Here is a 22,166-nt window from a genome sequence, read left to right as displayed (position 1 = left end):
ATTCGCTTCCACGGTTTAACCGGGCGGCATGGGAAAACGAATCGTTCCGCCGGAAGAACCGGCCGAAATTCACGAGGTCCGGCTGCAGGAAGCGCTGGAAGAGCGCTATCTCGCCTATGCGCTCTCCACCATCATGCACCGTGCGCTGCCGGACGCGCGCGACGGCCTGAAGCCGGTCCATCGGCGCATCCTCTACGGCATGCGCCTGCTCCGGCTCGACCCGGGCACGGCTTTCAAGAAGTCCGCCAAGATCGTCGGCGACGTGATGGGCTCGTTCCATCCGCATGGCGACCAGGCGATCTACGATGCCATGGTCCGCCTCGCGCAGGATTTCTCCTCGCGCTACCCGCTGGTCGACGGCCAGGGCAATTTCGGCAATATCGACGGCGATAACCCCGCCGCCTACCGCTACACCGAAGCGCGCATGACCGACGTCGCGCGGCTTCTGCTCGAGGGCATCGACGAGGACGGCGTCGAATTCCGCGCCAATTACGACGGCCAGTCGAAAGAGCCCGTCGTGCTGCCCGGCGGCTTCCCGAACCTGCTCGCCAACGGTGCGCAGGGCATCGCGGTCGGCATGGCGACCTCGATCCCGCCGCACAACGCCGCCGAGCTTTGCGACGCCGCGCTGCATCTGATCGAGAAGCCCGATGCGAAATCCAAGGCGCTGCTGAAGTGGGTGAAGGGCCCGGACTTCCCGACCGGCGGCATCATCGTCGATTCCAAGCAGGCGATTGCGGAAGCCTACACCACCGGCCGCGGCTCGTTCCGCGTTCGCGCGCGGTGGGAGCAGGAGGAGGGCGCGCGCGGCTCGTGGGTCGTCGTCGTCACCGAGATTCCCTTCCTGGTGCAGAAGTCGCGCCTGATCGAGAAGGTCGCCGAGCTGCTCGACCAGAAGAAGCTGCCGCTTGTCGGCGACATCAGGGACGAATCGGCCGAAGACGTCCGCATCGTGATCGAGCCGAAGTCGAAGAACGTCGATCCGGCGCTGATGATGGAATCGCTGTTCCGGCTCACCGAGCTCGAAAACAAGATCCCGCTGAACCTCAACGTGCTGATCAAGGGCCGCGTCCCCAAGGTTGTGGGGCTGGCCGAGTGCCTGCGCGAATGGCTCGACCATCTGCGCGACGTCCTGATCCGCCGCAGCAATTATCGCAAGGCGCAGATCGAGCACCGGCTGGAAGTGCTCGGCGGCTTCCTGATCGCCTATCTGAACATCGACAAGGTGATCAAGATCATCCGCACCGAGGATGAGCCGAAGCCGGCGTTGATGAAGGCCTTCAAGCTCACCGAGGTGCAGGCGGAAGCCATCCTCAACATGCGCCTGCGTAGCTTGCGCAGGCTCGAGGAGATGGAGATCCGCACGGAGGACAAGAACCTTCGGGCCGAGCTCAAGGGCATCAACGCGGTGCTCGCCTCCGAGGCCGAGCAGTGGAAGAAGGTCGGCGAGCAGGTCGGCAAGGTCCGCGACATGTTCGGACCCAAGACCCCGCTCGGCAAGCGCCGCACCACCTTTGCGGATGCGCCCGAGCACGATCTCGCCGCGATGGAGGAAGCCCTGGTGGAGCGCGAGCCGGTGACGGTCGTCGTTTCCGACAAGGGCTGGATCCGCACCATGAAGGGCCATGTCGAGGATCTCTCGGGGCTTGCCTTCAAGCAGGACGACAAGCTCGGCTTCGCGTTCTTCGCCGAGACGACCTCGAAGCTGCTGCTGTTTGCCACCAACGGCAAATTCTACTCGCTCGATGTCGCAAAACTCCCGGGCGGCCGTGGCCATGGCGAGCCGATCCGCCTCTTCATCGACCTCGAGCAGGAGGCGGCGCCCGTTGCGCTGTTCGTCAACAAGGGCGGGCGGAAATTCCTGGTCGCGAGCCACGAGGGCCAGGGTTTCATCGTCAACGAGGACGACTGCGTCGGCACCACCAAGAAGGGCAAGCAGGTCCTCAACGTCGACATGCCGAACGAGGCGCGCGCAATCACCGAGGTGCTCGGCGACACCGTCGCGGTCATCGGCGACAATCGCAAGATGTTGGTCTTCCCGCTCGACCAGGTGCCGGAGATGGCCCGCGGCCGCGGCGTGCGCCTGCAGAAGTACAAGGACGGCGGCCTCTCGGACGTTGCCGTGTTCGACGCCAAGGCGGGCCTGACCTGGAAGGACTCCGCAGGGCGCGAATTCTCGGCGACCATGAAGGAGCTCGCGGAGTGGCAAGGCACCCGCGCCGACGCCGGCCGCCTGCCGCCGAAGGGATTCCCGAAGTCGAACAGGTTCGGCAAGGTGATCGGGTAGCGGACGCAAGCAGGCCGCGCCCGCCTAGAGCCATTTCCGTTCCGATGGAATCGGAACGGGGCTCTAGATTTTTGTTTTGACGCGTTTTCTTTCCGCGAACCGGTGTCCACTTCGCTCGAAAACGCTCTAGACGGGTGCGATCAATCTAGCCCACAAGTTGCGGGCGAAACACGACATCCGCCCAATAATTGCTGGCATTGAAGCTGCTCGACGGAAACAGTCCTTCGCTGTTGGTGCCGCCGTAGGCATAGACGCCGTTGCCCCCGGCTGCGGAAGTGGATGGCGCCGTCAACGAACCGCTTGTGACCGGGTTGGTGAAGAAGTCGTTGGTCGCCACGTAGGCGCCGGTGGTGTGGTAGGAGGCGATGTAGGTGGTGTCGGCCGCGATCGCCACTGGCGTCGGCAATGACACGGTCTGCCACCCGCTTGCCGACGTGTTGGTGAACGTGACGCTGGCGAGCTTGGTGCCGGTTGCGCTCCACAGATCGAGCAGGTCGGGTCCGTTGTCATTGGCACTGCGGTAGAACTTGAGCGCAGTGATGTCGCCGGCCGTCGACGAGGTGAACTTGAGACCCAGCTCGAGAGGCGAGCCGTCGTTGTATTCATTGTGCACCGGTGTGGATGAGCTGAAGAGGCTCACGACCTGTGGTGTCGCCGTTACGTCGATGTTGAATGTCTCGCTGGCCGTCAGGCCCCCGAGGTCGGTGGCGGACGCCTTGACACTGAATGTGCCGACATTGGCGGAGCCCGGCGTGCCGCTGAACGTTCGCGTTGCCGGGGCGAATGTCAGCCAGGCTGGAAGCGGTGAGCCGTCGGAGGCTGTCGCCGCATATGTGAGGCTGTCGCCGGTGTCGACGTCAGTGAAGGTGCCGGCCGGCAGCGCGAGCGAAAACGCCGAGCCGACGACCGCGTTCTGGCCGGCGGTCTGATTAGCCAGCACCGGCGCGTCGTTGGCGCCGTGAATGTTGATCGTCAGCGTCGTCGATGACGTGGCGCCGGCCGAATCCCGCATCGTGTAGCTGAAGACATCGGACAGCGTGTCGGTCGACTGCCGCAAGGCCTGCACGGCCGAATCGGTCTCGTTGACGGTGTAGGTGTAGTTGCCGGCGGCATCGACAACGATGCTGCCATGCGCACCGGCGAGCGCTGTGTCGAGCGAGCCGTTGGTCGTGTTGAAGCTGATGGCTGTGACCGTCTTGGTGTCGCCGGTATCCGGGTCGGTGTCGTTGGTGAGGACGTTACCGCTCGCCGGCGAGCCGCCGGAACCATTGGCAAGCCCACCTTTCTCGGTCGCATTGCCGGTGTCGGCAACGGCGGTTGGCGTCGTATTGCCGGGCGTGCCGCCGGTCGACGTGGAGAAGACGACGTCTGCCCAGTAGTTGCTGGCGTTCCAGGTGCTGGTCGGGAAGATGCCGTTGGTGCTTGTGCCGCCGTAGGCATAGACGCCGTTGCCGCCGGCCGTGGTGGTAGACGGCGCGGTCAAGACGCCGTTGGTGACGGCCGAGGTGAAGTAGTTGTTGGTCACCACGTAGGCGCCATCGGTGTGGTAGGAAACGATGTAGGTGGTGTTGGCCACGATGGAGACCGGCGTTGCCAGGGTCACGGTCTGCCAGCCGCTCGCTGACGTGTTGCTGAAAGTGGCGCTGGCAAGCTTCGTGCCGGTCGCACTCCACAAGTCGAGCAGGTCAGGACCGGTGTCGCCGGTGCTGCGATAGAACTTCAGCGCAGTGATATTGCCTGCCGCCGCCGAGGTGAACTTCATGCCGACCTCGAGGGGCGCGCCGTCGTTCAAACCGACTTGTTGCGGCGAATTGGCCGCACTGAAGAGGCTGACCGGCTGCCCCGGCGCAACGACGTTCAAGTCGACGTTGGCTGTGGCCGTTCCTCCTCGTCCGTCCGAGACGGTGTAGCTAAAAGCTGCCGCTCCAAGGTAGCCCGCGTCGGGCGTAAAGGTAATGGTGTTGGCCGCCGGGTTGGCTTGGGTGTTGAGCACGACGGTGCCATGCACGGCGCCGCTGACTGCGGTGATTGTCAGGGCGTCACCATTTGCGTCGCTGTCGTTGGCGATCAGGGACGCCGCCGTGATGGTGACGGCCGTGCCTTGCGTGGTCGCAATTCCGGAATCGTCCACGGCCACTGGCGCGACATTGGTCGTGCCCGTGGATGGGTTGAACATGACGTCCACCCAGAAGTTCGTCGACTGATACGTTTCGGTCGGGTAGAGGGAGCCGCTGCCATAGGCGTAGACGCCGTTGCCCTGAGCCGGTGCCGTCAGTGGACCATTGGTCACAGCTGTCGTGAAATAGTCGTTCGTATTGGAGTAGTGGCCGGCGTTGGTATGATATGAGACGGTGTAGATCGTACCGGGAGTGATCGTTACAGGACTGGAAAAAAAGGCGCTCTGCCAGCCACTCTCTGATTCATTCGTGAAAGCAACCGTCGCGAGCTGCACGCCTGTACTTGACCAAAGCTCGCCGGTGTGGGTCCCGGTATCCTGGCCGCTCTTGTAGAAGCGGACACCGCTAACGGTACCCGCGACAGAGGAATCGAACCTTACGCCGAGCTCCACAGCGCCGACGTCGGTGGTGTTCAAAGTCGCAGGAGTCGCGGAGCCCGAAAACAGCGTGAGATAAGAAGGGGCCGTGACAGTGACCGTGCGGCCCGCCGACGGCGTTTCCAAATTGATGCTGTCGTCAACGGCACGCGAGAGAATGGTGTAGGTGCCGGCAACTTGAGGGGACCAATTGTATGTCCAATTTGCCTCTCCATCTACCGGATGCCAGCTCGCGCCATTGTCGGTTGAAATTTCCACGCCAGCGATGACGCCCCCAACGTCTGTCGCCGTGCCGGAGATCGTGACAGAGTCCTGGGCTATTATCGGGCCCAGGGCATTGATGACGGAAACCGGTGCGGTATGGTCGGTAGAAGCCAGCCCGGTGATCAGCCCCGATTGAAGCGTCCCCGGTTGAACGCCCATATCGGCGAACAGGTTGACCATGGCCTGCTGGACCCGCGGATCGACCGGGGTCTCTTCCTTGTCGTGGTTGGCGCTGAGTGCCCAGGGCCAATAAACCGTCCCGGCGCCGAAAACCAATGCGCCGCTGGGCGCACGGTACAGTGTGAGGTTGTGCGTCGCAGTTCCGTCACCGACGGTGTTCCCATAGTCGAGAAGATACGTGGAGACGTTGACCGTCGTTGAAGACAGTCTGACGAGCCCGGCCGGATCGAAGCCGTTGTCGGGCGCGGTGTCCCATTCATAGCCGAGGTAGTTTGTGTTCAACGACGCTGTCTGACCGGGTTGCAGGTCGGCGACGCTGGTATTGCGCCAGAACCGCAAGTCTGCGTCCTCGTAGGGAATCGTGATCGTGCCGAGGCTTGTACCGACGTCGTCGACCTGGAATAGCGTACCGGTGAGTGAATTTTCCGGATCGCCACCACCAATAGCAGGTGGGCTGAAGCGAGGGTCGCGGAACGTGCCCGTCCACTGGTCGGTGGGATCGATCGAAGCGTTTGCCCAGGTTTCCTTGTAGCTGATTAAGGTGCGGTAAGGCGTGCCGTCGCTGCTGATGCTGTTGCCCCAACGCGTCCGCCAGTAGACCTCGTTTCCACTCCAGAACTCCAGATTGACACCGGCGTCGCGCGCCGCCTCGACATTCGCCCGTTGCTGACCCGACCAATACTCATCGTGACCGGCGTCAAGGTAGACCTTATGGTTCAGCAACAGACTGCCGTAGCGGTCGACATCGAGCCCGCTCATGTAGGAGACGTCGTAGCCGTTCTCCTCCAGCCAGGAGATGGCCGCATACTCGGCACCAAACAGGTAGTCCTGGGGACCGGCGAACGTTCCGACGCCGCCACGCGTATCGATGGGCCGGTTATAGCTGACCGCATAGGCCCGTCCGGCACCCTGACCTTGCGCCGGACCATCGCCGCCATAGAAATTTGCGCCGCCCCAGCCGTTGTAGGCCTGCCAGGTTTCGTCGGAGGTCTGGAACACGATGTCGCTGTGGCTGCTGTCGTCGCGTACGATGAACGGAATCTGGTTCTCGCCGGACGTACCGTCCAGGCGCGTGAGTTTCGCGATGTACACCCCCGATACGGCGTCCGCTGGCACGTCCCACGATGCCGAGACGGACCAATTGCCCGCGTCGACCAGCCCGGTGGTCGGGTCGGTCAGCGGCGCAGGCTGGGACTGCAGGCCGGTGTGATCGATCGACGCGACTTTCCTGGCGCCCATGCCGCCGTAATAGCCGAGGCGATAGATATCGATCCTGTAGTGATCGGAATCCGTATTGATCTTGAAGCTGACGGTCGTGCCGTGGTTCACGCTGATGTCGGTCGCAAAGCCTTCGATGTTCGAGTCCCCGGCGCCGTCAATTCCCCACTCGCTCTCCGGATTGCCGGGCTTCTGATTTTCCAGCACGATCGGGTTTGTCGCGGTGGGCGCTGCCAGCAGGGTTGCCGCGGCAGTCTGCGGTGCTACCGCAGTCGCAACGGGGCCGGACAGAATTCCAATCTGGCCAGTTGTTCCACCGCCGCTTCCGCCGCCGGGCAACGCACCAGTCCAGTTCGTCACGGGCACGACATTCGCCGACGACATCGAGGCGCTGATCGAAGCGGTGGGAATGCCCGGTGAAATCGTCGCGACATGATCGGCCGCGCCGGGCGCACCTGCACCGTAGGATTGACCAGCCAGCGCACTGTGGTTGCTGGTTGGGTTCTGCGCGAGCGCCTGTAGCGGGCAGTTGACGTAGCCGCACGTGCCACAGCAAGGACTGACACTCTGGCCGGCCGGCAGAGTCATGGATATCGGAGGCGTGGATATCGGAGACGTGGATATCGGAGGCGTGGAGCCAGACTCCGATGCGACATTCACGGGGGGAGTCGGCTGGTGATTTGCGAGAGAACGCGAATCCAGTGCGTCAGCGGCGACTGGCAACGCATCGTTACTGCCGCTCCGCAAAGGCGGCGGGTCAATGCCGCCCCTCGAAGCGAGCTGCGCGTTCGCCAAGGATCCACCGCAGGGAATGTTTGCGAGACTTATGTCGATGGACGCGCGGCGCAACAGCGTGGCGTCGGGGGAGACTTGTCCGCTTGGGGCGCTGCCGGTTCTTTGACCTGACTCGCGCAGCTTCTTTTTGGTTGTCTCAGCGCGCGATCGTCCAATACCAAAGAGGGAATTGCTGTCTTGCATGGCAACCTCGTCGCGGCATTGCCGGGTGGGTGAGACTTCGGGTTGATTATTTAAATAAATTAATTAAAAATTAAAATTTGTCGAATAAATAAATATTGAATATCTCAAGTTGAGGTCGCTCAAAACCTGGCCTTGAACGGCCAAGGCATTCTGTTTTTTGCGGAAATCGACGCCTCAGCGGGGCGACTGTGGGGCCCGGGTCGTTTCGTGAACCCGCTAACGCGCCAAGAAGGAGGGCTGGAGCGTCTCTGGCGTCGACGCTGGTGGCTCTGATGATTTGGGCTCGCCGTGGGACCAGTTCGCGTACCTGGCCAGCGACTGCGGCCCCTTGCGCGATCTGATACCCTCTGCCATCCCGGTCTTCTGAAACGCTGAGAAATAACGCGATGTACGATGTCATTGTTGTCGGCGGCGGCTCCGCTGGCGCTGCGGTTGCGGCACGGCTCTCCGAGGATCCCGCGCGGCGCGTGCTGCTGCTCGAGGCGGGCCGCGACTGGCGGGCGGATGAGGCGCCGTGGGAGGTGAGGACGCCAAATCCCATCCCGATCATCCACAAGCGCGAGTACCAGGAGAAATGGCAGTGGCCCGATCTGCTGTCGCGCCGGGTCGCGGGGCAGGAGTCGCGCTTCTACTGGCGCGGCAAGGGGCTCGGCGGCTCCTCGATGATGAACGGCCAGATCGCCATCCGCGGCGTCGCGAATGCCTTCGACGAGTGGGCTGCGCTCGGCTGCAGCGGCTGGTCGGCGAAAGACGTGATGCCGCTATTCTCGGTGATCGAGGATGACCTGGAGTTCGGCGCTGCGGAGGGCCACGGACGCGGCGGGCCGCTGCCGGTGTATCGCGCGCCGCCCGAGACATGGGGGCCGATCGACCGCGGCCTGCGCGATGCCGCGCTGGCGAGTGGCTACCCCTGGTGCGCCGACCTCAACGGTCCGGACGGCGAGGGCGTTGCCTGCTATCCCATCAACAGCCGGAACAGTCGACGCATCAGCACCAACGAGGGCTATCTGGAGCCGGCGCGCGGCCGCGCCAAGCTCGAGATCCGCGGCCATGCGCTGGTCGATCGCGTGCTGATCAGTGACGGAAGGGCGACGGGCCTGCGCGTTCATATCGAGGGGCAGGGCACCCACGAGATCAGCGCGCGCCAGATCGTGCTCTGCGCCGGCGCCATCCACAGTCCGGCGATCCTGCTGCGCTCGGGCATCGGTCCCGCCGACGAGCTGAAGGCAATGGGAATCGCGGTCGCGCGCGATTTGCCTGTGGGGCGGCACTTCTTCGACCACCCGCTGTTTCGCGCCACCATTCAGCTTCACGACAAGCTCAGGCCCATCGATCCCGACACCCGCCATACCAATTGCTGCGTGACCTATTCCTCGGGTCTCGCCGACGGCGGCAAGCGCGACATGATCCTGATCGCCTTCAACCATCGCGGCATCGGTAACCCCGGGGCGATCGGCGCCGGCCTGTTCAACGCCTATTCGCGTGGAACGCTCAAGCTGGCCTCGACCGATCCGTCGGTCGATCCTGTCGTCGAGGAGAACATGCTGGCCGACCCCCGCGACATGCTGCGCATGATGGATGCGGTGAAGCGCCTCGCCGTGATCACCTCGCAGCCCGCGCTGTCAGGCATTGCGGACTGGATCCGGCTCGCCGACACCGATCTGACGCTGCCGCAGGCAGCTCACCTGCCGGACCACGAGCTCGACGCGGTGCTGCGCCGGGAGACTGGCGACATCCAGCACGCCGCCGGCAGCTGCCGCATGAGCGGCTTTGGCGATGCTAATGGCGTGGTCAATCCTGACGGCACGGTGAAGGGCATCAGCGGCCTGCGCGTCGCCGACGCCTCGATCATGCCGTCGGACTGCCGCGCCAATACGCATTTCACGACCGTGGTGATCGGCGAAGCGATCGCGCGGATGATGGTGCGGTAGTTTCTGCTGCCTCCGCGTCATTGCGAGCGCAGCGAAGCAATCCAGAGTCTTTCCGCGGTGACAGTCTGGATTGCTTCGCTGCGCTCGCAATGACGAAGCAAGCGGTGAGGGCACCGCTCTCCAATTCACATTTCAAACAGCAGGCGCACGACCGCCTTCTCGCGGCGCGTCGTGCCCGAGGCTTGCTCTTCGTTTCGCACCCTCGAAAACGACAAGGGCGCAGGGAAGGCCGGGCGCAGGCTGGCACCCGCAGGTCCGTGCGCTGTAAAAATGCACACGGGGTGGACCACAGGTGTTGCCGGTCGCCCGGCCTTCCCTGCGCGAATGGTTTTAACGGTGTCCTTCGTGCTCTCCCCGGGGAGCGATGCACTATTGCCCCCGTCGCCTTGCGGATGATCGATGCGCGTGCCGGTCGGCTGCCACATCACCGCAAGCCTTGACGCACAGACCCCGGGCGTCAGGACCACACGACTTCTCCGTCCGCGCACGTCCTCGCTGGGAATCCGAGGGGTGGCGTGTGCTCGCCCCCGAAGCCATGCGAAGACGCTGTCGGCGCCGTGTCGTTCGCGCGAGAGCCATTGCTCACGGTGTCCCGCCCTGCAACGCCCATCGCGCCCGACGCCGTCGCGTCCATCGCTGCCCAGCCCGCGGTTCGTGACGATCGCGATCCGCCCCTTGTCTCGGGCCAGGGTGTCTTGTCTGTACGACAAATCCGAATTTCGGTAAAGTGGAATATTTGCGATGATAGGGCTTGACATGCGATGTCCCTCGGTGTGGCGGCTGTTTTGCCCGACGGCAGTGCCTCGATGGCGAGCTTTCGCCTAGAGGGAATGTAATCATAACGTCAGACTTCAAGAGCGAAGCGGAAGTCGCTCCGCTCGGCCGGCATCGACGGCTTCTGGCCCCAAAGCTGACGCTCGGGCGCTGATCGCTTTGATCGCGTCCGTAAAGTTGGACTTTGGGGCAACTCGACCGTTCCAGGCAAAGCTGTCACCCTGAACCCGCCCGGATGAACGCCGGCCGCCTGTAATCCGCAAGCTCCTTTCGGGCTACCTGACCATCCGAGAAATTCCTTCGGATATCAGAGTGTGCGTCGATTCTCACAAATGGAGTGAGTTATGACAGGCAGGAAGGTCGATCAAGAACTCGGTGCCCTCTTACCGACCAGTCCTCCGACGCGGCGCAATATCTTGCTTGCTGGCACCGCGGTAGCAACAGCGGCACTCAGTACATCTGCCCTCGTTTCGACCGCGCAAGCTCAACAGTCTCCTCAACCAGCGACACCCGCAACTCCGTCAAGAGGAAAGCCGAATATTCTCGTCATTTTCGGTGACGACATCGGGCAGACGAACATCAGCGCCTATTCGTTCGGCTTGATGGGTTACAAGACACCGAACATCGACCGGATCGCTAAAGAAGGAATGATGTTTACCGACTATTACGCCGAGCAGAGCTGCACGGCGGGCCGTTCCACTTTCATCACTGGCCAGTGTACGTTGCGCACGGGACTATCGAAAGTCGGCATGCCCGGCGCAACGGTTGGACTCCAGCCACGTGACGCGACCATCGCCGAACTACTCAAGCCGCTCGGCTATGCCACCGGCCAGGTCGGTAAGAATCACCTCGGCGATCGCGATGAGTATCTACCGACCAATCACGGCTTCGACGAATTCTTCGGCAATCTGTATCACTTAAACGCCGAGGAGGACCCGGAGTCGCGCTTTTATCCGCGCGATCCGGAGTTCAAAAAGAAGTTCGGCCCGCGAGGTGTGCTGAAGGCGTCCGCCGATGGCAAGATCGAAGACACAGGTCCGTTGACTCGAAAGCGCATGGAAACCATCGATGACGAAACATCAGCTGCTGCAATCGACTTCATGCAGCGTCAGGCGCGCGCAAACCGACCGTTCTTCTGCTGGTTCAACTCCACCCGCATGCACTTTCGTACCCACGTGCGAGAAGCCCATCGCGACCAACCGGGATTTACATCCCGAACCGAATATGCGGATGGAATGATCGAGCACGACAACATCATCGGTAACATTCTCAAGACAGTGGACGATCTGGGCCTCGCCAACGACACCATCGTGATCTATACGACCGACAACGGCCCGCACCAGAATTCGTGGCCCGATGCGGGAACAACTCCATTTCGCAGCGAGAAGAATACCAACTGGGAAGGTGCATTTCGCGTGCCATGCATGATGCGCTGGCCTGGACGCGTCCAACCCGGTTCAGTGTCAAACGAGATGATGAGCGGTCTCGACTGGCTGCCGACCTTGATGGCCGCGGCTGGCGAACCGGACATCAAGAACAAGCTGTTGCGCGGCCATCCAGCAGGGACAAAGACCTTCAAGGTCCACCTCGACGGTTACAACCAGTTACCCTACCTGACAGGCCAGCAGCCGAAGAGCGCGCGTAAGGAGTTTTTCTATTTCAATGACGATGGAGACCTCGTCGCCCTGCGTTACGAGAACTGGAAAGCAGTGTTCGAGGAACAGCGTGCGACGGGCACGCTGCGAATTTGGGCAGAGCCGTTCGTCAAGCTGCGGGTTCCGAAGGTCTTCGACCTTCGCTCTGACCCTTACGAGCGGGCCGACGTCACGTCGAACACCTATTACGATTGGTTTATGGCGGATGGCATGGGAGTGATGCTCGGATCACAGCCGGTTGTCGCGCAGTTCCTCGCAACCTTCAAAGAATATCCGCCAAGTCAAAGGGCTGCGAGCTTCAGCGTCGATCAAATCATGGAGCAGATGCAAAGGCAGCTCGAGGCAGGGTCCACACGCTGACAACACCGAGAGGTAAGGTGCGAGTTGCGGACCGGTGATCAGTATCATGCCGCGAAGTGACAAGATTAGTGGTCCCACGGAAAGTAGCTCGCGCCTGCCGACGTTCATAAATCCATCTGATGCCACGCGTGGCGGATAGCCGACGTGCTTACCCGAAGACCTCAACGACCGCTTTCGAGAGTAAATCTGACGCGAGGTAGAGAAGGTCGGCACTTCCACTGTTGGCCCTTGGCTGTCGGGTATCTCAGTCGTCGTGAGGTCGGCTCTCGGTCAAAAGCTGACGGAAGCCGGACAACGTAGGGACGGCGGCTTATGACCGTTGCGGAAGTCGCCACTCGGGGGCTGCTTTCTGAGCATCAGGCGAGTGCCCAATCAGGCCACTCCCGCTTCAAGAAGTGGTGATGACCGGCCGAAACATCTGTTGTCGTCCTTTGTCGTTACTAGCTACCCCAAGTCAACGGAAGGGCGCAGTAATGACGAATACGGCGCTTGTCGTCGGAGCCAGCGGCATCGTCGGGAGTAATCTCGCCCGCCATCTCCGCGTTCGTGGCTGGCAGGTGCTTGGGCTCGCGAGGCGCCCGCCTGCCGATATCGAGGGTGTCCATGCCGTCGCCGCCGACCTCCAGGATCCGGACTCGCTTCGCACAGCTCTGGCTGGCCTTCGTCCCACCCATGTGTTTCTCGCCACATGGCTGCGCCAGCTGACCGAGTCGGAAAATGTCCGTGTTAACGCCGCGATGGTGCGCAATGTGCTGCAGGCACTCTCTGGCGCGCGTTCGGTCTCTCATGTGGCGTTGGTCACGGGGCTCAAACATTATCTCGGGCCATTCGAAGCTTACGGCAAAGGCAAGCTGCCCGCGACGCCATTCCGCGAGGAGCAGCCTCGGCTCGATATCGAGAATTTTTACTACGCGCAGGAGGACGAGCTATTCATCGCGGCCAAGCGCGACGGCTTTACCTGGAGTGTTCACCGCCCGCACACCATCATCGGCTATGCGATCGGAAACGCAATGAACATGGGAACGACGCTTGGAGCCTACGCCACGATCTGCCGAGAGACCGGGCGACCATTTCTGTTTCCGGGCTCGTTGACGCAGTGGAACAGTTTGACGGATATGACGGACGCGAGATTGTTGGCGCGACATCTGGAATGGGCCGCGACGACAGATGCTGCACGAAACCAGGCGTTCAATGTCGTAAATGGCGACGTCTTCCGATGGAGCTGGATGTGGGCGCGGCTCGCCCACTGGTTCGGTTTGCGGCCTGCGCCTTTTCCAGGCGAAGTCGCGCCACTGGCGAGTCAACTTGCCGATGCAGGCCCGCTCTGGGCTGACATCGCCCGCAAGCATGATCTTGTAGAAAGAGACCTTGGCGTCCTCGCTTCTGCGTGGCACACCGACGCCGATCTTGGCCGTCCGATCGAGGTCGTGACGGATATGAGCAAGAGCCGCAAGCTCGGCTTTCTCGATTATCAGGCAACGGACGACAGTTTTTTCGATCTCTTCGGCCGCTTGCGCCTGGCGCGCATCATTCCTTGAACGTTGGGGGCGGCGGCGGCAAACCGGACGCGAGTGCAGCTTCTAAATCACCCCGGCCACCCGCAGCGCCACGCCCGCTGCGCAGCTTGCCGCCAGCACCGTCAGCATGCCCAGCTTGAACCGGAAGATCGCGGTTGCCGCTGCGATCGCCAGCACCAGCGCTGGAACGTCCACGCTCTTCAGGACCGGCATGTCGAAGTTCAGCGGAAAGGCGTTCACTGGCACCGTCTCGCGGAACAGCGTGTGCAGCGCGAACCAGATCGAGAGGTTGAGGATCACGCCGACGACGGCGGCAGTGATGGCGCTGAGCGCGCCGGCGAGGCCCGTGTTGCCGCGCAGGCGCTCGATATAGGGCGCGCCGACGAAGATCCAGAGGAAGCAGGGCGTGAACGTGACCCAGGTCGCGAGCAATCCGCCCAAGGTCGCAGCCAGCATCGGCGATAGGCCGCTCGGATCGCGATAGGCAGCCATGAAACCCACGAACTGGAGCACCATGATCAGCGGACCCGGCGTGGTCTCGGCCATGCCAAGCCCATCGAGCATCTCGTGCGGCTTCAGCCAGTGGTAATGCTCGACCGCCTGCTGCGCGACATAGGCCAGCACGGCATAGGCGCCGCCGAAGGTGACCAGCGCCATCTTCGAGAAGAACAGCGCGATCTGGCTGAACACGCTGGCTTGCCCGAGCACCAGGAGCAGCGCGATGACCGGTACCAGCCAGAGCGCAAGCCACAGCGCGCCGACGCGGATCGCGCGCGCGGTGTTGGGGCGGACGTGCTCGGGCTCGGCTTCGCCGAGCATGCTGTCGATCGCCGCGCTACTGTCGCCACGGCCGTGACCGGCCGGTGCGAATTCGGGGCGACCTTGCCTTGCGCCGATATATCCGATCACGCCGGCGGCGATGATGATGATCGGGAAGGGGACGGCAAAAAAGAAGATCGCGACGAAGGCCGCCGCCGCGAGCGCGATCATGATGCGGTTCTTCAGCGCGCGCTTGCCGACGCGCACCACGGCCTCGACGACGATGGCGAGCACGGCGGCCTTCAGCCCGAAGAACAGCGCCTCGACGAAGCTGACATTGCCGAAAGCCGCGTAGACGTAGCTGAGGCCCATGATGGCGATGATGCCGGGCAGGATGAACAGGCCACCCGCCATCAACCCTCCGGCGGTGCGATGCATCAACCAGCCGACATAGGTCGCGAGCTGCTGCGCCTCGGGCCCCGGCAGCAACATGCAATAGTTCAGCGCATGCAAGAAACGGCCTTCGGAGATCCAGTTCTTCTCCTCGACCAGGATGCGATGCATCACCGCGATCTGGCCCGCGGGCCCGCCGAAGCTGAGGCAGGCGACGCGCAGCCAGACGCGAAAGGCCTCGTTGAAGCTGACGCCGTGACCGGCGTCAGCTCCTGCTTGAACGTTACGGGTGTCCATTACGCCTTCGCCTTGTTGGTCGGCCAGTTGTGGGTCTCAGTGGTGGCGTCGCGGCACCAGCGGTAGAAGGCGTCATAGAGCAGCATGCCGGCCTCGAGCTGTTCGAGATCGTCATCATACATGCGCGACAGTCCGAGCGAGGCCGCGAGCAGGCCTGGCGCCTCCGGCGCGAGATCCGGCCGCGCGGTGTCGGCGCCGCGCACCAGCGTCGCGAGGCGGAGCAGGGGCGGTGAGGCGATCCCGAACTCCTCGATCATGACGTCGAAGGTGCAGAGCTCGCCGCGATGACTCCAGAACACGTTCTCGATGTCGAAGGGCGCCGCATCGAACCGTTCGCCGACGGCGACGACCTCGGATGGCGCCACATAGAGGAACACCGCGTTGGGGTCGACAAAGCGGCGGATCAGCCAGGGGCAGGCGATGCGGTCGACCTTCGGCCGTGCCCGCGTCACCCATACCGTGCGCCCCTTCGCGTCGCGCGGCGGCAGCTTGCGCGTGTCGAGCAGCGGCAGTTTTGCTGCCTTCCAGTCCTCGAAGCCGCCCTCCAGCGTCTCCGCCTCCACGCCGAGCTGGCGCAGCCAGGCGGCCGTGCCCTGCGCGAGCTTCTCACCACGGAAGCATGAGACGACGGCCCGGCGACCGGCGAAGTCGCCGCCCCAGTCCGTCACCTTGTCGTGGCTGAGCTTGATGGAGCCCGGGATCAGCCGTCGGTCGGCGGCGAAATCCTCGGCGGTGCGCACATCGATCAGGGCAGGCGCGTTCGCCGTGCCGATCAGCCGTGCCAATTTATCAGATGATATGGTCGTGAACGTTGACATGATGCGTCCTCGCAAAAAACGAACGGGACGCGATACTTGGGCATGTCGCCTCGTGGGGAGATCGCTCAAATCCCCATGGGCTGATTACAGCTAAACCAAGCAGAACTGTCAATCCGCAGGATGATCGGGCCTTAGAAAATTGGTGTCCGCCGGCTATAGTGCGCGCCAGCTGACCTGAATCTTCTGGAGAATTCGATGCATTCTCACTCCATCGACCAATGGACACATGACCACGCCTTCCTTGGCGAGAAGCACGACGAGAACGAGCGGCGCACCTGGTTCGTGGTCGCCCTGACGCTGGTGATGATGGTCGGGGAGATCGTCGCCGGCTCGCTGTTCGGCTCGATGGCGCTGCTCGCCGACGGCTGGCATATGGGCACGCATGCCGCCGCGCTCGGCATTGCCGCCTTCGCCTATCGCTTCGCGCGCCGGCATCTGGGCAATGCGCACTTCACTTTCGGCACCGGCAAGTTCGGCGATCTCGCCGCCTTCTCCAGCGCAATCATCCTCGGCCTGATCGCGGTCGAGATCGCCTATGAGAGCGTGCTGCGGCTGTTCACGCCGGTGCCGATCGTCTATGGCGAGGCGATTGCGGTCGCAGCGCTCGGACTCTGCGTCAACCTCGCCAGCGCTTGGCTGTTGCGGGGCAGCCATGATCATCATCACGGCCACAGCCATGTGCATGACGATCACGACGATCATGACCACGACCATGATCACCATGACCATGATCACCATCATCACGACAACAATCTGCGCGCGGCCTATGTCCATGTCATGGCCGATGCGGCGACCTCGGTGCTGGCGATCGCGGCGCTCGTCGTTGCGATGTATTCAGGATGGGTCTGGGCCGATCCGGCCGTGGGCTTGATCGGCAGCGCCGTGATTGCGGCCTGGGCGTTCGGCCTGATCAAGTCATCAGGCGCGGTGCTGCTCGACGTGCGCGCCGACGAGAAGCTGGAGCGGGTGATCCGGGCGCGGATCGAGGTCGACGACGACCGCGTTACCGATCTGCATCTCTGGCAGGTCGGGCCCGGCCATTGCGCCGTGCTGCTCTCGGTGGTGTCGGACCAGCCGAAGCAGCCGGCGGTCTACAAGAGGCGGCTCGCCGGGCTGAAGGGGCTGAGCCACGTCACCGTCGAGGTCGAGACGTGCCTGCATTGACCGGCTTTGCTTAGAATTCTGCGGACGGGCCGGGGTTCATCCTCGGTCGTGGCCTGCACGGTTTCAGGAGAGAAATAACAAACAATGCCCAGGATCAAGCTCGCGCTCGCCATCGCCGCACTCGCTCTGTCCGGCTCTGCGGCATTCGCGCAATCGGGACAGGCCGGCGTCGAAAAGCTCTATGTGCGGAATTGCGGCGAGGGTACCGCCGGCGACATCTCGCGCTGGAAGATGGCGCCGGAGTTTTACGACTAGTTCTGCGCGAGCCCCTGTTGCCACACAGGTGGCAGCAGGGATGTGCTAGCCGCTCCCAAAAGCTCCGCAACAGGAGACGAGCGTGGGAGAATGGCTCGGGGTCGCGATCGCGCTGGCGTCGAGCAGCCTCGGCGGCACGGCGGCAGCGGTCACGCGCTATCTCGTCGGCGGCGCCGATCCCATCCTGCTCGCGATCCTGCGTTGGGGGATCGGCTTTCTCTGCCTCTTGCCGTGTGCGCTTGTGCTCGGCGCGCGTTGGCCGCAGCGGGCGGATTGGCCGGCTGTGGGGCTGCTCGGCATCTGCTTCTTCGGCCTGTTCTTCATCCTTTACAACATCGCGGTGTCCTACACGACGGCCGCGCGCGCCAGTCTTGCGCTGGCGACGCTCCCGCTCCACACCATGGTGGTCGGGGCCATCCTCGGCGTCGAGCGGCTGACGTCGCGCAAGATGATTGGCGTTGCGATCGCCGTGCTCGGCGTGGCGGCGGCGCTCGCTGCGGGCCTCGCGCAGAGCCCACCCGGGGCTTGGCGCGGCGAGTTGATCATGACCGGCGCCGTGTTCTGCATGGCGTTCTACAATGTGCTGTCGCGGCCGCTGATGCAGCGCTCCAGCGCGTTCGGCTTTCTCACGGTGGGCATGGGCGCGGGCGCCGTCGTGCTGGTGCTGGCGGGTCTGGTGAAGGGCAGCTTTGCCGCGCTCGATCATTTCACGACGGCACAATGGATCGCCGGCATCTATCTCGGCGCCGGCGGCGGCGCGCTCGCGTTCATCCTCTGGGTTATGGCGCTGGCGCGGGCGACGCCGACCCGCGTTGCCAATACGATGACGGTCAATCCGATCGCGGCTACATTGCTGGCGGCGCTGCTGATCGGCGAGCCGATCACGGCAAACCTTCTGATCGGGCTCGTCGCGGTGTTCGCCGGCATCTGGATCGCGACCAGCGAGGCGAAGCCGGCCTAGCTGCGCGGCGCACTCGCCGTGGGCGGGCTCGGCTCTGGCGTTTTCTTCGGCTTCAGCGTGCCGGCATAGAACGACACCAGCCAGACCAGCAGGACTGCGAGGAGATAGACGCCCCAGGCCTGCGGCGGCGTGGTCGCCCAGCGCAGGAGGCCTTTGAACGTGCGGGGCGGGCCAGTGTCGTCGGTCATCGCCCGCTTGTGCGCGAAAGCGGCCGAGCGGTCAATCCGGCCGCGGTCCGGTGCGGATCAGGAACAGCGCGGCCAGCGCCGACAGGCTGAGCGCGGAGGAGACAATCAGCACCTTGGCGCCCATCACGTCGATCAACAGCCGAAGGCGAGCGGGGCCACCGCCTGGCCATTCGCGCCGGGGCGCCGATGATGCCAAGACGGTAGCCAAAGTCCTTCGGACCGAAGATGGCGAGCGGCGGCTCGCCGGGCTGAAGGGGCTGAGCCACGTCACCGTCGAGGTCGAGACGTGCCCGCATTAGCGGCAAACGAATCTGACTTCTCGTATAACGAGAAGAAGCTTGTAGCGTGTATTTTGAGGTGCGAATAATTGCCGCGCATGCGACCGGCCCAGGCATTTCGGAAATCGTGATCTGGATCATAACCGAGCGAACGCGTGCGCAGTATTGATTTGCGTGCACTCGATGAGGGCGTCCGCCGAATTCGCAACTGCCGGGCAGGGTTCGGTCAACATCTGGGAAGTCGAACAGTAATGGCCTAAAGGGCCATTCACCTGAGAGTCCGGTCAGCGGAAGCCGGGCTTCGGAGAGACGAGCAATGGGCCTCGTGCAGCAGGACACTGTGGTCCTCTTGGTCGACCTGGTCGAGTCCGTGCGGCTGATGCAGGCGCACGAGGCATCCGCTGTACGTCGATGGACGGACTTCGTCCAACTTGCCACCGGCCAGATCCTGCCGCGTTATCGCGGCGGCCTCGTGAAGAGCCTCGGAGATGGGCTGATGGCCCGCTTCGAATCGGTGCCTGATGCCGTCAATGCCGCGGCAGACATGCACCGGACCATCGCTGTCCAGAACACCGGGCGTCCCGACGATCAACACTTCCAGCTTCGTGCGGGGATCAACGCTTCCACCGCCTGGAGCGACGGCATCGACATCTATGGCACCGGCATCAACCTCGCAGCCCGGCTCGCAACCCTTGCCGGTCCCGGTGAAACGATCGCCAGCGAGGCGGCGCATGAGCAGCTGGCGGCAGCTCTTGCCAGCCTGGCCAAGCCGGGGGAGACGATTGGCAGCGCTGCAGCGCGCGACGAGCTGACGCACGGAGTGGATGCGCTGTGCGAAGACCTGGGCAACTGTATCCTCAAGCACTTTGACAAGCCGGTTCGCGCCTACCGCGTTGGTCCGGCCAGTCCACACCCGAGCCTCGCGGCTCGGCGAGACTATGGTACTCCCATGGAGCCGGCGATCGCGGTCATACCCTTCGACGCGCGCAAGGACGCGAACGAACATCTCGACATCGGTAACCTGATCGCGGACAGCGTGATCTGGCGCCTGTCCAAATCGGCGAACCTCAAGGTGATCTCGCGTCTGTCCACAAACACGTTCCGCGGCAGGATCAGCGACGTCGCGGAAATATCGGCATATCTCGGTGCCACCTACATTCTTAGCGGCAGCTATGTGGTCCATGCGGACCGGATCATGGTGACAGCGGAACTATCGGCGGCGCGAACCAACCAGGTCGTGTGGACCGACCGCCTGACCGGCAATATCGGCGACCTGCTGCAGCCGGAGAGCGAATTGGCTCACCGCATCGCCGCTGCAGTGCATCTGTCGGTGTTCGATGCCGAGGTCGAGCATATCCTGACCCAGCCGTTGCCGACGCTGGAGAGCTATTCGCTCCTGCTCGGCAGCATCCGCCTGATGCACCGGTCGAGCAGGGAGGAGTTTCTCCAGACACGCAAGGTCCTGGACGAACTGATCAATCGCCACGGCCGGATAGCTGCTCCCCGCGCCTGGCTCGCCAACTGGTACATCCTGCGCATGACGCGCGGCTGGTCCGAGAACCGCAAACGCGAGGCCGCCGAGGCATTGAGCGCCACGCGCGCGGCGCTCGATCGCGACCCGTCCGACGCGCTTGCGCTTGCGACCGAAGGCTTCGTCTATTGTCACATGTTGCGGGACCTGGACACCGCTCGCAAGCGGTGCGAGCAGGCCGTCGATGCCAACCCCAGCCACGCGCTGGGCTGGCTCTACCGCGGCACGGTCAACGCCTTCAAAGGCGAGGGCGAGGCAGCCGTGGGAGCAACGCGGCGGGCTCTGGAGCTTTCGCCGCTCGATCCGCAGCGCTATTATTTCGAGTCCCTCGGCGCCACGGCTCTATTGTCCGCGCATCGATACGAAGAGGCGGAAAAGCTCGCGCGCTCATCTCTCCTTCTCAATCGCATGCATCCCTCCACCTGGCGGGTCCTTGCGATCGCACTCGTTTCGCAGGGACGGGTCGAGGAGGCGCGCGAAGCTTTGGGCAGGATGCGCGAGCTCGAACCGCAATTGACCGTAGATCGCTACAAGGCGCGTCTCCCGAACGCGCAGCTCGAAACAGGCAAGCATTGGGCTCGCTGCCTGGAAATCGCAGGTTTACCGACGACAGGCTGACTGAACTGTATTCCAGAGGGAGGCAGGCAATGGCTCAACTAGGCGGTGCGGGAGGAGCAGGCGGCGCAGGTGGTGCTGGCGGAGCCGGCGGCGCAGGAGGAGCAGGGGGAGCTGGGGGAGCGGGCGGCGCTGGAGGGGCCGGAGGAGCGATGCTTGGCACAATGGGCGATGTCTGGGCCAATCCGGTGATGGTGGATGCACTCATCCGGGCTCGCGAAGGGACGATCGTTCTTCCCGAAACCTCGACGTCGCCATACTTTTATTATTACGCGCCGAGCTTGCCGGCGATCGAAGACCCCGCCCAATTGGATCGCTGGGACTCATGGGTGCGCGCCTACACGGCGGTCGGGGAGATGCTGCAAGGCATCACCCTCCAGGTGTCAGGCACCGATCCGAACGCATTCCTGGTTCGGTCGCCCGCATACGTGATTGCGGAGATAGGACGTCCGAGCGAGGCGACGTTCAAAAACCAGATTGCGATGGTCCTGAGTTGGGCCGAGCTTCGCAACGAACGCGCCACGGAAATCATGGCGCAGATCGATCCCCAATATGCCTTCTGGTCTTCGATCGTCTGCGTGCATCCCGAGCGGACCAGACGGACGTTCGAGCTCATCAACATGGTCCTGCAATTCTGCGTCTACGTCGAGATGCGCTTCAAGCATGCGCTGGCGTGCTGGCGCCCCGTCGAATACAACGCCCAGATACAACCGATGATGACGACGCCGGGACACGGAAGTTTCCCGAGCGGACACGCGACGCAGGCTCATGCGGTAGCTTACGTGCTCAAGCGGCTATTGAGCCTGCATAAGACGACACCCGGATTCCCCCAGATCGTCGAGCAGCTCGAGCGCCAGGCGGCACGGATCGCAACAAACCGGGTCGTGGCCGGGGTGCATTTTCCGGTCGACAGCATGGCAGGACGAATGCTGGGCACCGCCTTGGGCGAATATTTCGTCGGGCGCTGCCTTGGGAGCACGGCAACCAAGAGCCGCACGTTCAACGCGGGCTATGTGAACAGCAACTCCAGCACGGACTTCAATCCCTTCCGTGCCGACCAGGCGCTCAATGCGAACAAGTTCTATTCGGAAACCACCGGGGGGACTGTGCCGCAGTCTCTCCTGATGAAGGAGCTGTGGGACAAGGCCTACAACGAAGTGTCGACGAGATTCCCGTAGCCAGAACGCCC

Annotated in this window: 12 protein-coding genes and 2 pseudogenes; 9 read left to right on the top strand and 5 right to left on the bottom strand. The window is 63.2% G+C overall.

Going from position 1 to position 22,166, the window contains the following annotated elements:
* Window positions 1–28 precede the first annotated feature (28 nt).
* On the top strand, window positions 29–2,287 hold the full coding sequence (gene parC / locus HAP40_RS22450) for a DNA topoisomerase IV subunit A (protein ID WP_166815668.1): 2,259 nt from the start codon (window positions 29–31) through the stop codon (window positions 2,285–2,287).
* A gap of 145 nt (window positions 2,288–2,432) precedes the next feature.
* Here parC and HAP40_RS22445 read toward each other — a convergent pair whose 3' ends face one another.
* On the bottom strand, window positions 2,433–7,085 hold the full coding sequence (locus HAP40_RS22445) for a DUF4082 domain-containing protein (RefSeq protein WP_414645405.1): 4,653 nt from the start codon (window positions 7,083–7,085) through the stop codon (window positions 2,433–2,435).
* 782 nt (window positions 7,086–7,867) lie between these two features.
* On the opposite strand from HAP40_RS22445, the gene HAP40_RS22440 reads away from it, so the two are divergent.
* The 3 genes from HAP40_RS22440 (at window position 7,868) to HAP40_RS22430 (ending at window position 13,739) form a co-directional block, all read left to right on the top strand.
* The gene (locus tag HAP40_RS22440) at window positions 7,868–9,412 is read left to right on the top strand and encodes a GMC family oxidoreductase (RefSeq protein WP_166815670.1); all 1,545 of its coding nucleotides are present in this window, start codon (window positions 7,868–7,870) and stop codon (window positions 9,410–9,412) included.
* A 1,118-nt stretch (window positions 9,413–10,530) separates the two neighbouring features.
* On the top strand, window positions 10,531–12,201 hold the full coding sequence (locus HAP40_RS22435; protein WP_166815671.1) for an arylsulfatase: 1,671 nt from the start codon (window positions 10,531–10,533) through the stop codon (window positions 12,199–12,201).
* Window positions 12,202–12,674: 473 nt separating this feature from the next.
* A complete protein-coding gene (locus HAP40_RS22430) occupies window positions 12,675–13,739 on the top strand; it encodes an SDR family oxidoreductase (protein WP_166815672.1) in 1,065 nt (354 codons plus the stop codon).
* Window positions 13,740–13,781: 42 nt separating this feature from the next.
* Here HAP40_RS22430 and chrA read toward each other — a convergent pair whose 3' ends face one another.
* Both chrA and HAP40_RS22420 read right to left on the bottom strand, forming a co-directional pair.
* A complete protein-coding gene (chrA, locus tag HAP40_RS22425; protein ID WP_166815673.1) occupies window positions 13,782–15,167 on the bottom strand; it encodes a chromate efflux transporter in 1,386 nt (461 codons plus the stop codon).
* Window positions 15,167–15,985: a chromate resistance protein ChrB domain-containing protein gene (locus HAP40_RS22420; protein WP_166815674.1), complete on the bottom strand. Its 819-nt coding sequence runs from the start codon at window positions 15,983–15,985 to the stop codon at window positions 15,167–15,169. Before HAP40_RS22420 ends, chrA begins: the two co-directional genes overlap by 1 nt.
* Window positions 15,986–16,180: 195 nt before the next feature.
* On the opposite strand from HAP40_RS22420, the gene dmeF reads away from it, so the two are divergent.
* From dmeF to HAP40_RS22405, 3 genes and pseudogenes are all read left to right on the top strand, one after another.
* A complete protein-coding gene (gene dmeF, locus HAP40_RS22415) occupies window positions 16,181–17,149 on the top strand; it encodes a CDF family Co(II)/Ni(II) efflux transporter DmeF (RefSeq protein ID WP_166815675.1) in 969 nt (322 codons plus the stop codon).
* Window positions 17,150–17,233: 84 nt separating this feature from the next.
* A pseudogene (locus HAP40_RS22410) lies at window positions 17,234–17,377 on the top strand (N-acyl homoserine lactonase family protein); the annotation flags it as partial.
* 109 nt (window positions 17,378–17,486) lie between these two features.
* Window positions 17,487–18,365: a DMT family transporter gene (locus HAP40_RS22405; protein WP_166815676.1), complete on the top strand. Its 879-nt coding sequence runs from the start codon at window positions 17,487–17,489 to the stop codon at window positions 18,363–18,365.
* Here HAP40_RS22405 and HAP40_RS22400 read toward each other — a convergent pair.
* Window positions 18,362–18,553, bottom strand: a complete 192-nt coding sequence (locus tag HAP40_RS22400) for a hypothetical protein (protein WP_166815677.1) — start codon at window positions 18,551–18,553, stop codon at window positions 18,362–18,364. The genes HAP40_RS22405 and HAP40_RS22400 overlap by 4 nt on opposite strands.
* A 31-nt stretch (window positions 18,554–18,584) precedes the next feature.
* Window positions 18,585–18,798 (bottom strand): annotated as a pseudogene (locus HAP40_RS22395) (MFS transporter); the annotation flags it as partial.
* Between the two features lie 349 nt (window positions 18,799–19,147).
* Here HAP40_RS22395 and HAP40_RS22390 point away from each other — a divergent pair.
* Both HAP40_RS22390 and HAP40_RS22385 read left to right on the top strand, forming a co-directional pair.
* Window positions 19,148–20,980 carry an adenylate/guanylate cyclase domain-containing protein gene (locus tag HAP40_RS22390; RefSeq protein ID WP_166815678.1) on the top strand — a complete coding sequence of 611 codons (1,833 nt, stop codon included), beginning with the start codon at window positions 19,148–19,150 and terminating at the stop codon, window positions 20,978–20,980.
* 149 nt (window positions 20,981–21,129) lie between these two features.
* On the top strand, window positions 21,130–22,155 hold the full coding sequence (locus tag HAP40_RS22385) for a phosphatase PAP2 family protein (protein WP_208024902.1): 1,026 nt from the start codon (window positions 21,130–21,132) through the stop codon (window positions 22,153–22,155).
* Window positions 22,156–22,166: the final 11 nt, after the last annotated feature.

This window comes from Bradyrhizobium sp. 1(2017) (assembly GCF_011602485.2).
Taxonomy (GTDB): Bacteria; Pseudomonadota; Alphaproteobacteria; order Rhizobiales; family Xanthobacteraceae; genus Bradyrhizobium.
Note: the sequence above shows the minus strand (reverse complement) of the source record. Positions and strands in the feature narration are given on the sequence as shown.

What these genes read in the sequence shown, in the direction of transcription:
- HAP40_RS22385 (WP_208024902.1), top strand. Translation starts at nt 21,130, where the DNA reads ATGCTTGGCACAATGGGCGATGTCTGGGCCAATCCGGTGATGGTGGAT.
- chrA (WP_166815673.1), bottom strand. Translation starts at nt 15,167, where the DNA reads ATGGACACCCGTAACGTTCAAGCAGGAGCTGACGCCGGTCACGGCGTC.
- parC (WP_166815668.1), top strand. Translation starts at nt 29, where the DNA reads ATGGGAAAACGAATCGTTCCGCCGGAAGAACCGGCCGAAATTCACGAG.
- HAP40_RS22430 (WP_166815672.1), top strand. Translation starts at nt 12,675, where the DNA reads ATGACGAATACGGCGCTTGTCGTCGGAGCCAGCGGCATCGTCGGGAGT.
- HAP40_RS22435 (WP_166815671.1), top strand. Translation starts at nt 10,531, where the DNA reads ATGACAGGCAGGAAGGTCGATCAAGAACTCGGTGCCCTCTTACCGACC.
- HAP40_RS22400 (WP_166815677.1), bottom strand. Translation starts at nt 18,553, where the DNA reads ATGACCGACGACACTGGCCCGCCCCGCACGTTCAAAGGCCTCCTGCGC.
- HAP40_RS22390 (WP_166815678.1), top strand. Translation starts at nt 19,148, where the DNA reads ATGGGCCTCGTGCAGCAGGACACTGTGGTCCTCTTGGTCGACCTGGTC.
- HAP40_RS22440 (WP_166815670.1), top strand. Translation starts at nt 7,868, where the DNA reads ATGTACGATGTCATTGTTGTCGGCGGCGGCTCCGCTGGCGCTGCGGTT.
- HAP40_RS22420 (WP_166815674.1), bottom strand. Translation starts at nt 15,985, where the DNA reads ATGTCAACGTTCACGACCATATCATCTGATAAATTGGCACGGCTGATC.
- dmeF (WP_166815675.1), top strand. Translation starts at nt 16,181, where the DNA reads ATGCATTCTCACTCCATCGACCAATGGACACATGACCACGCCTTCCTT.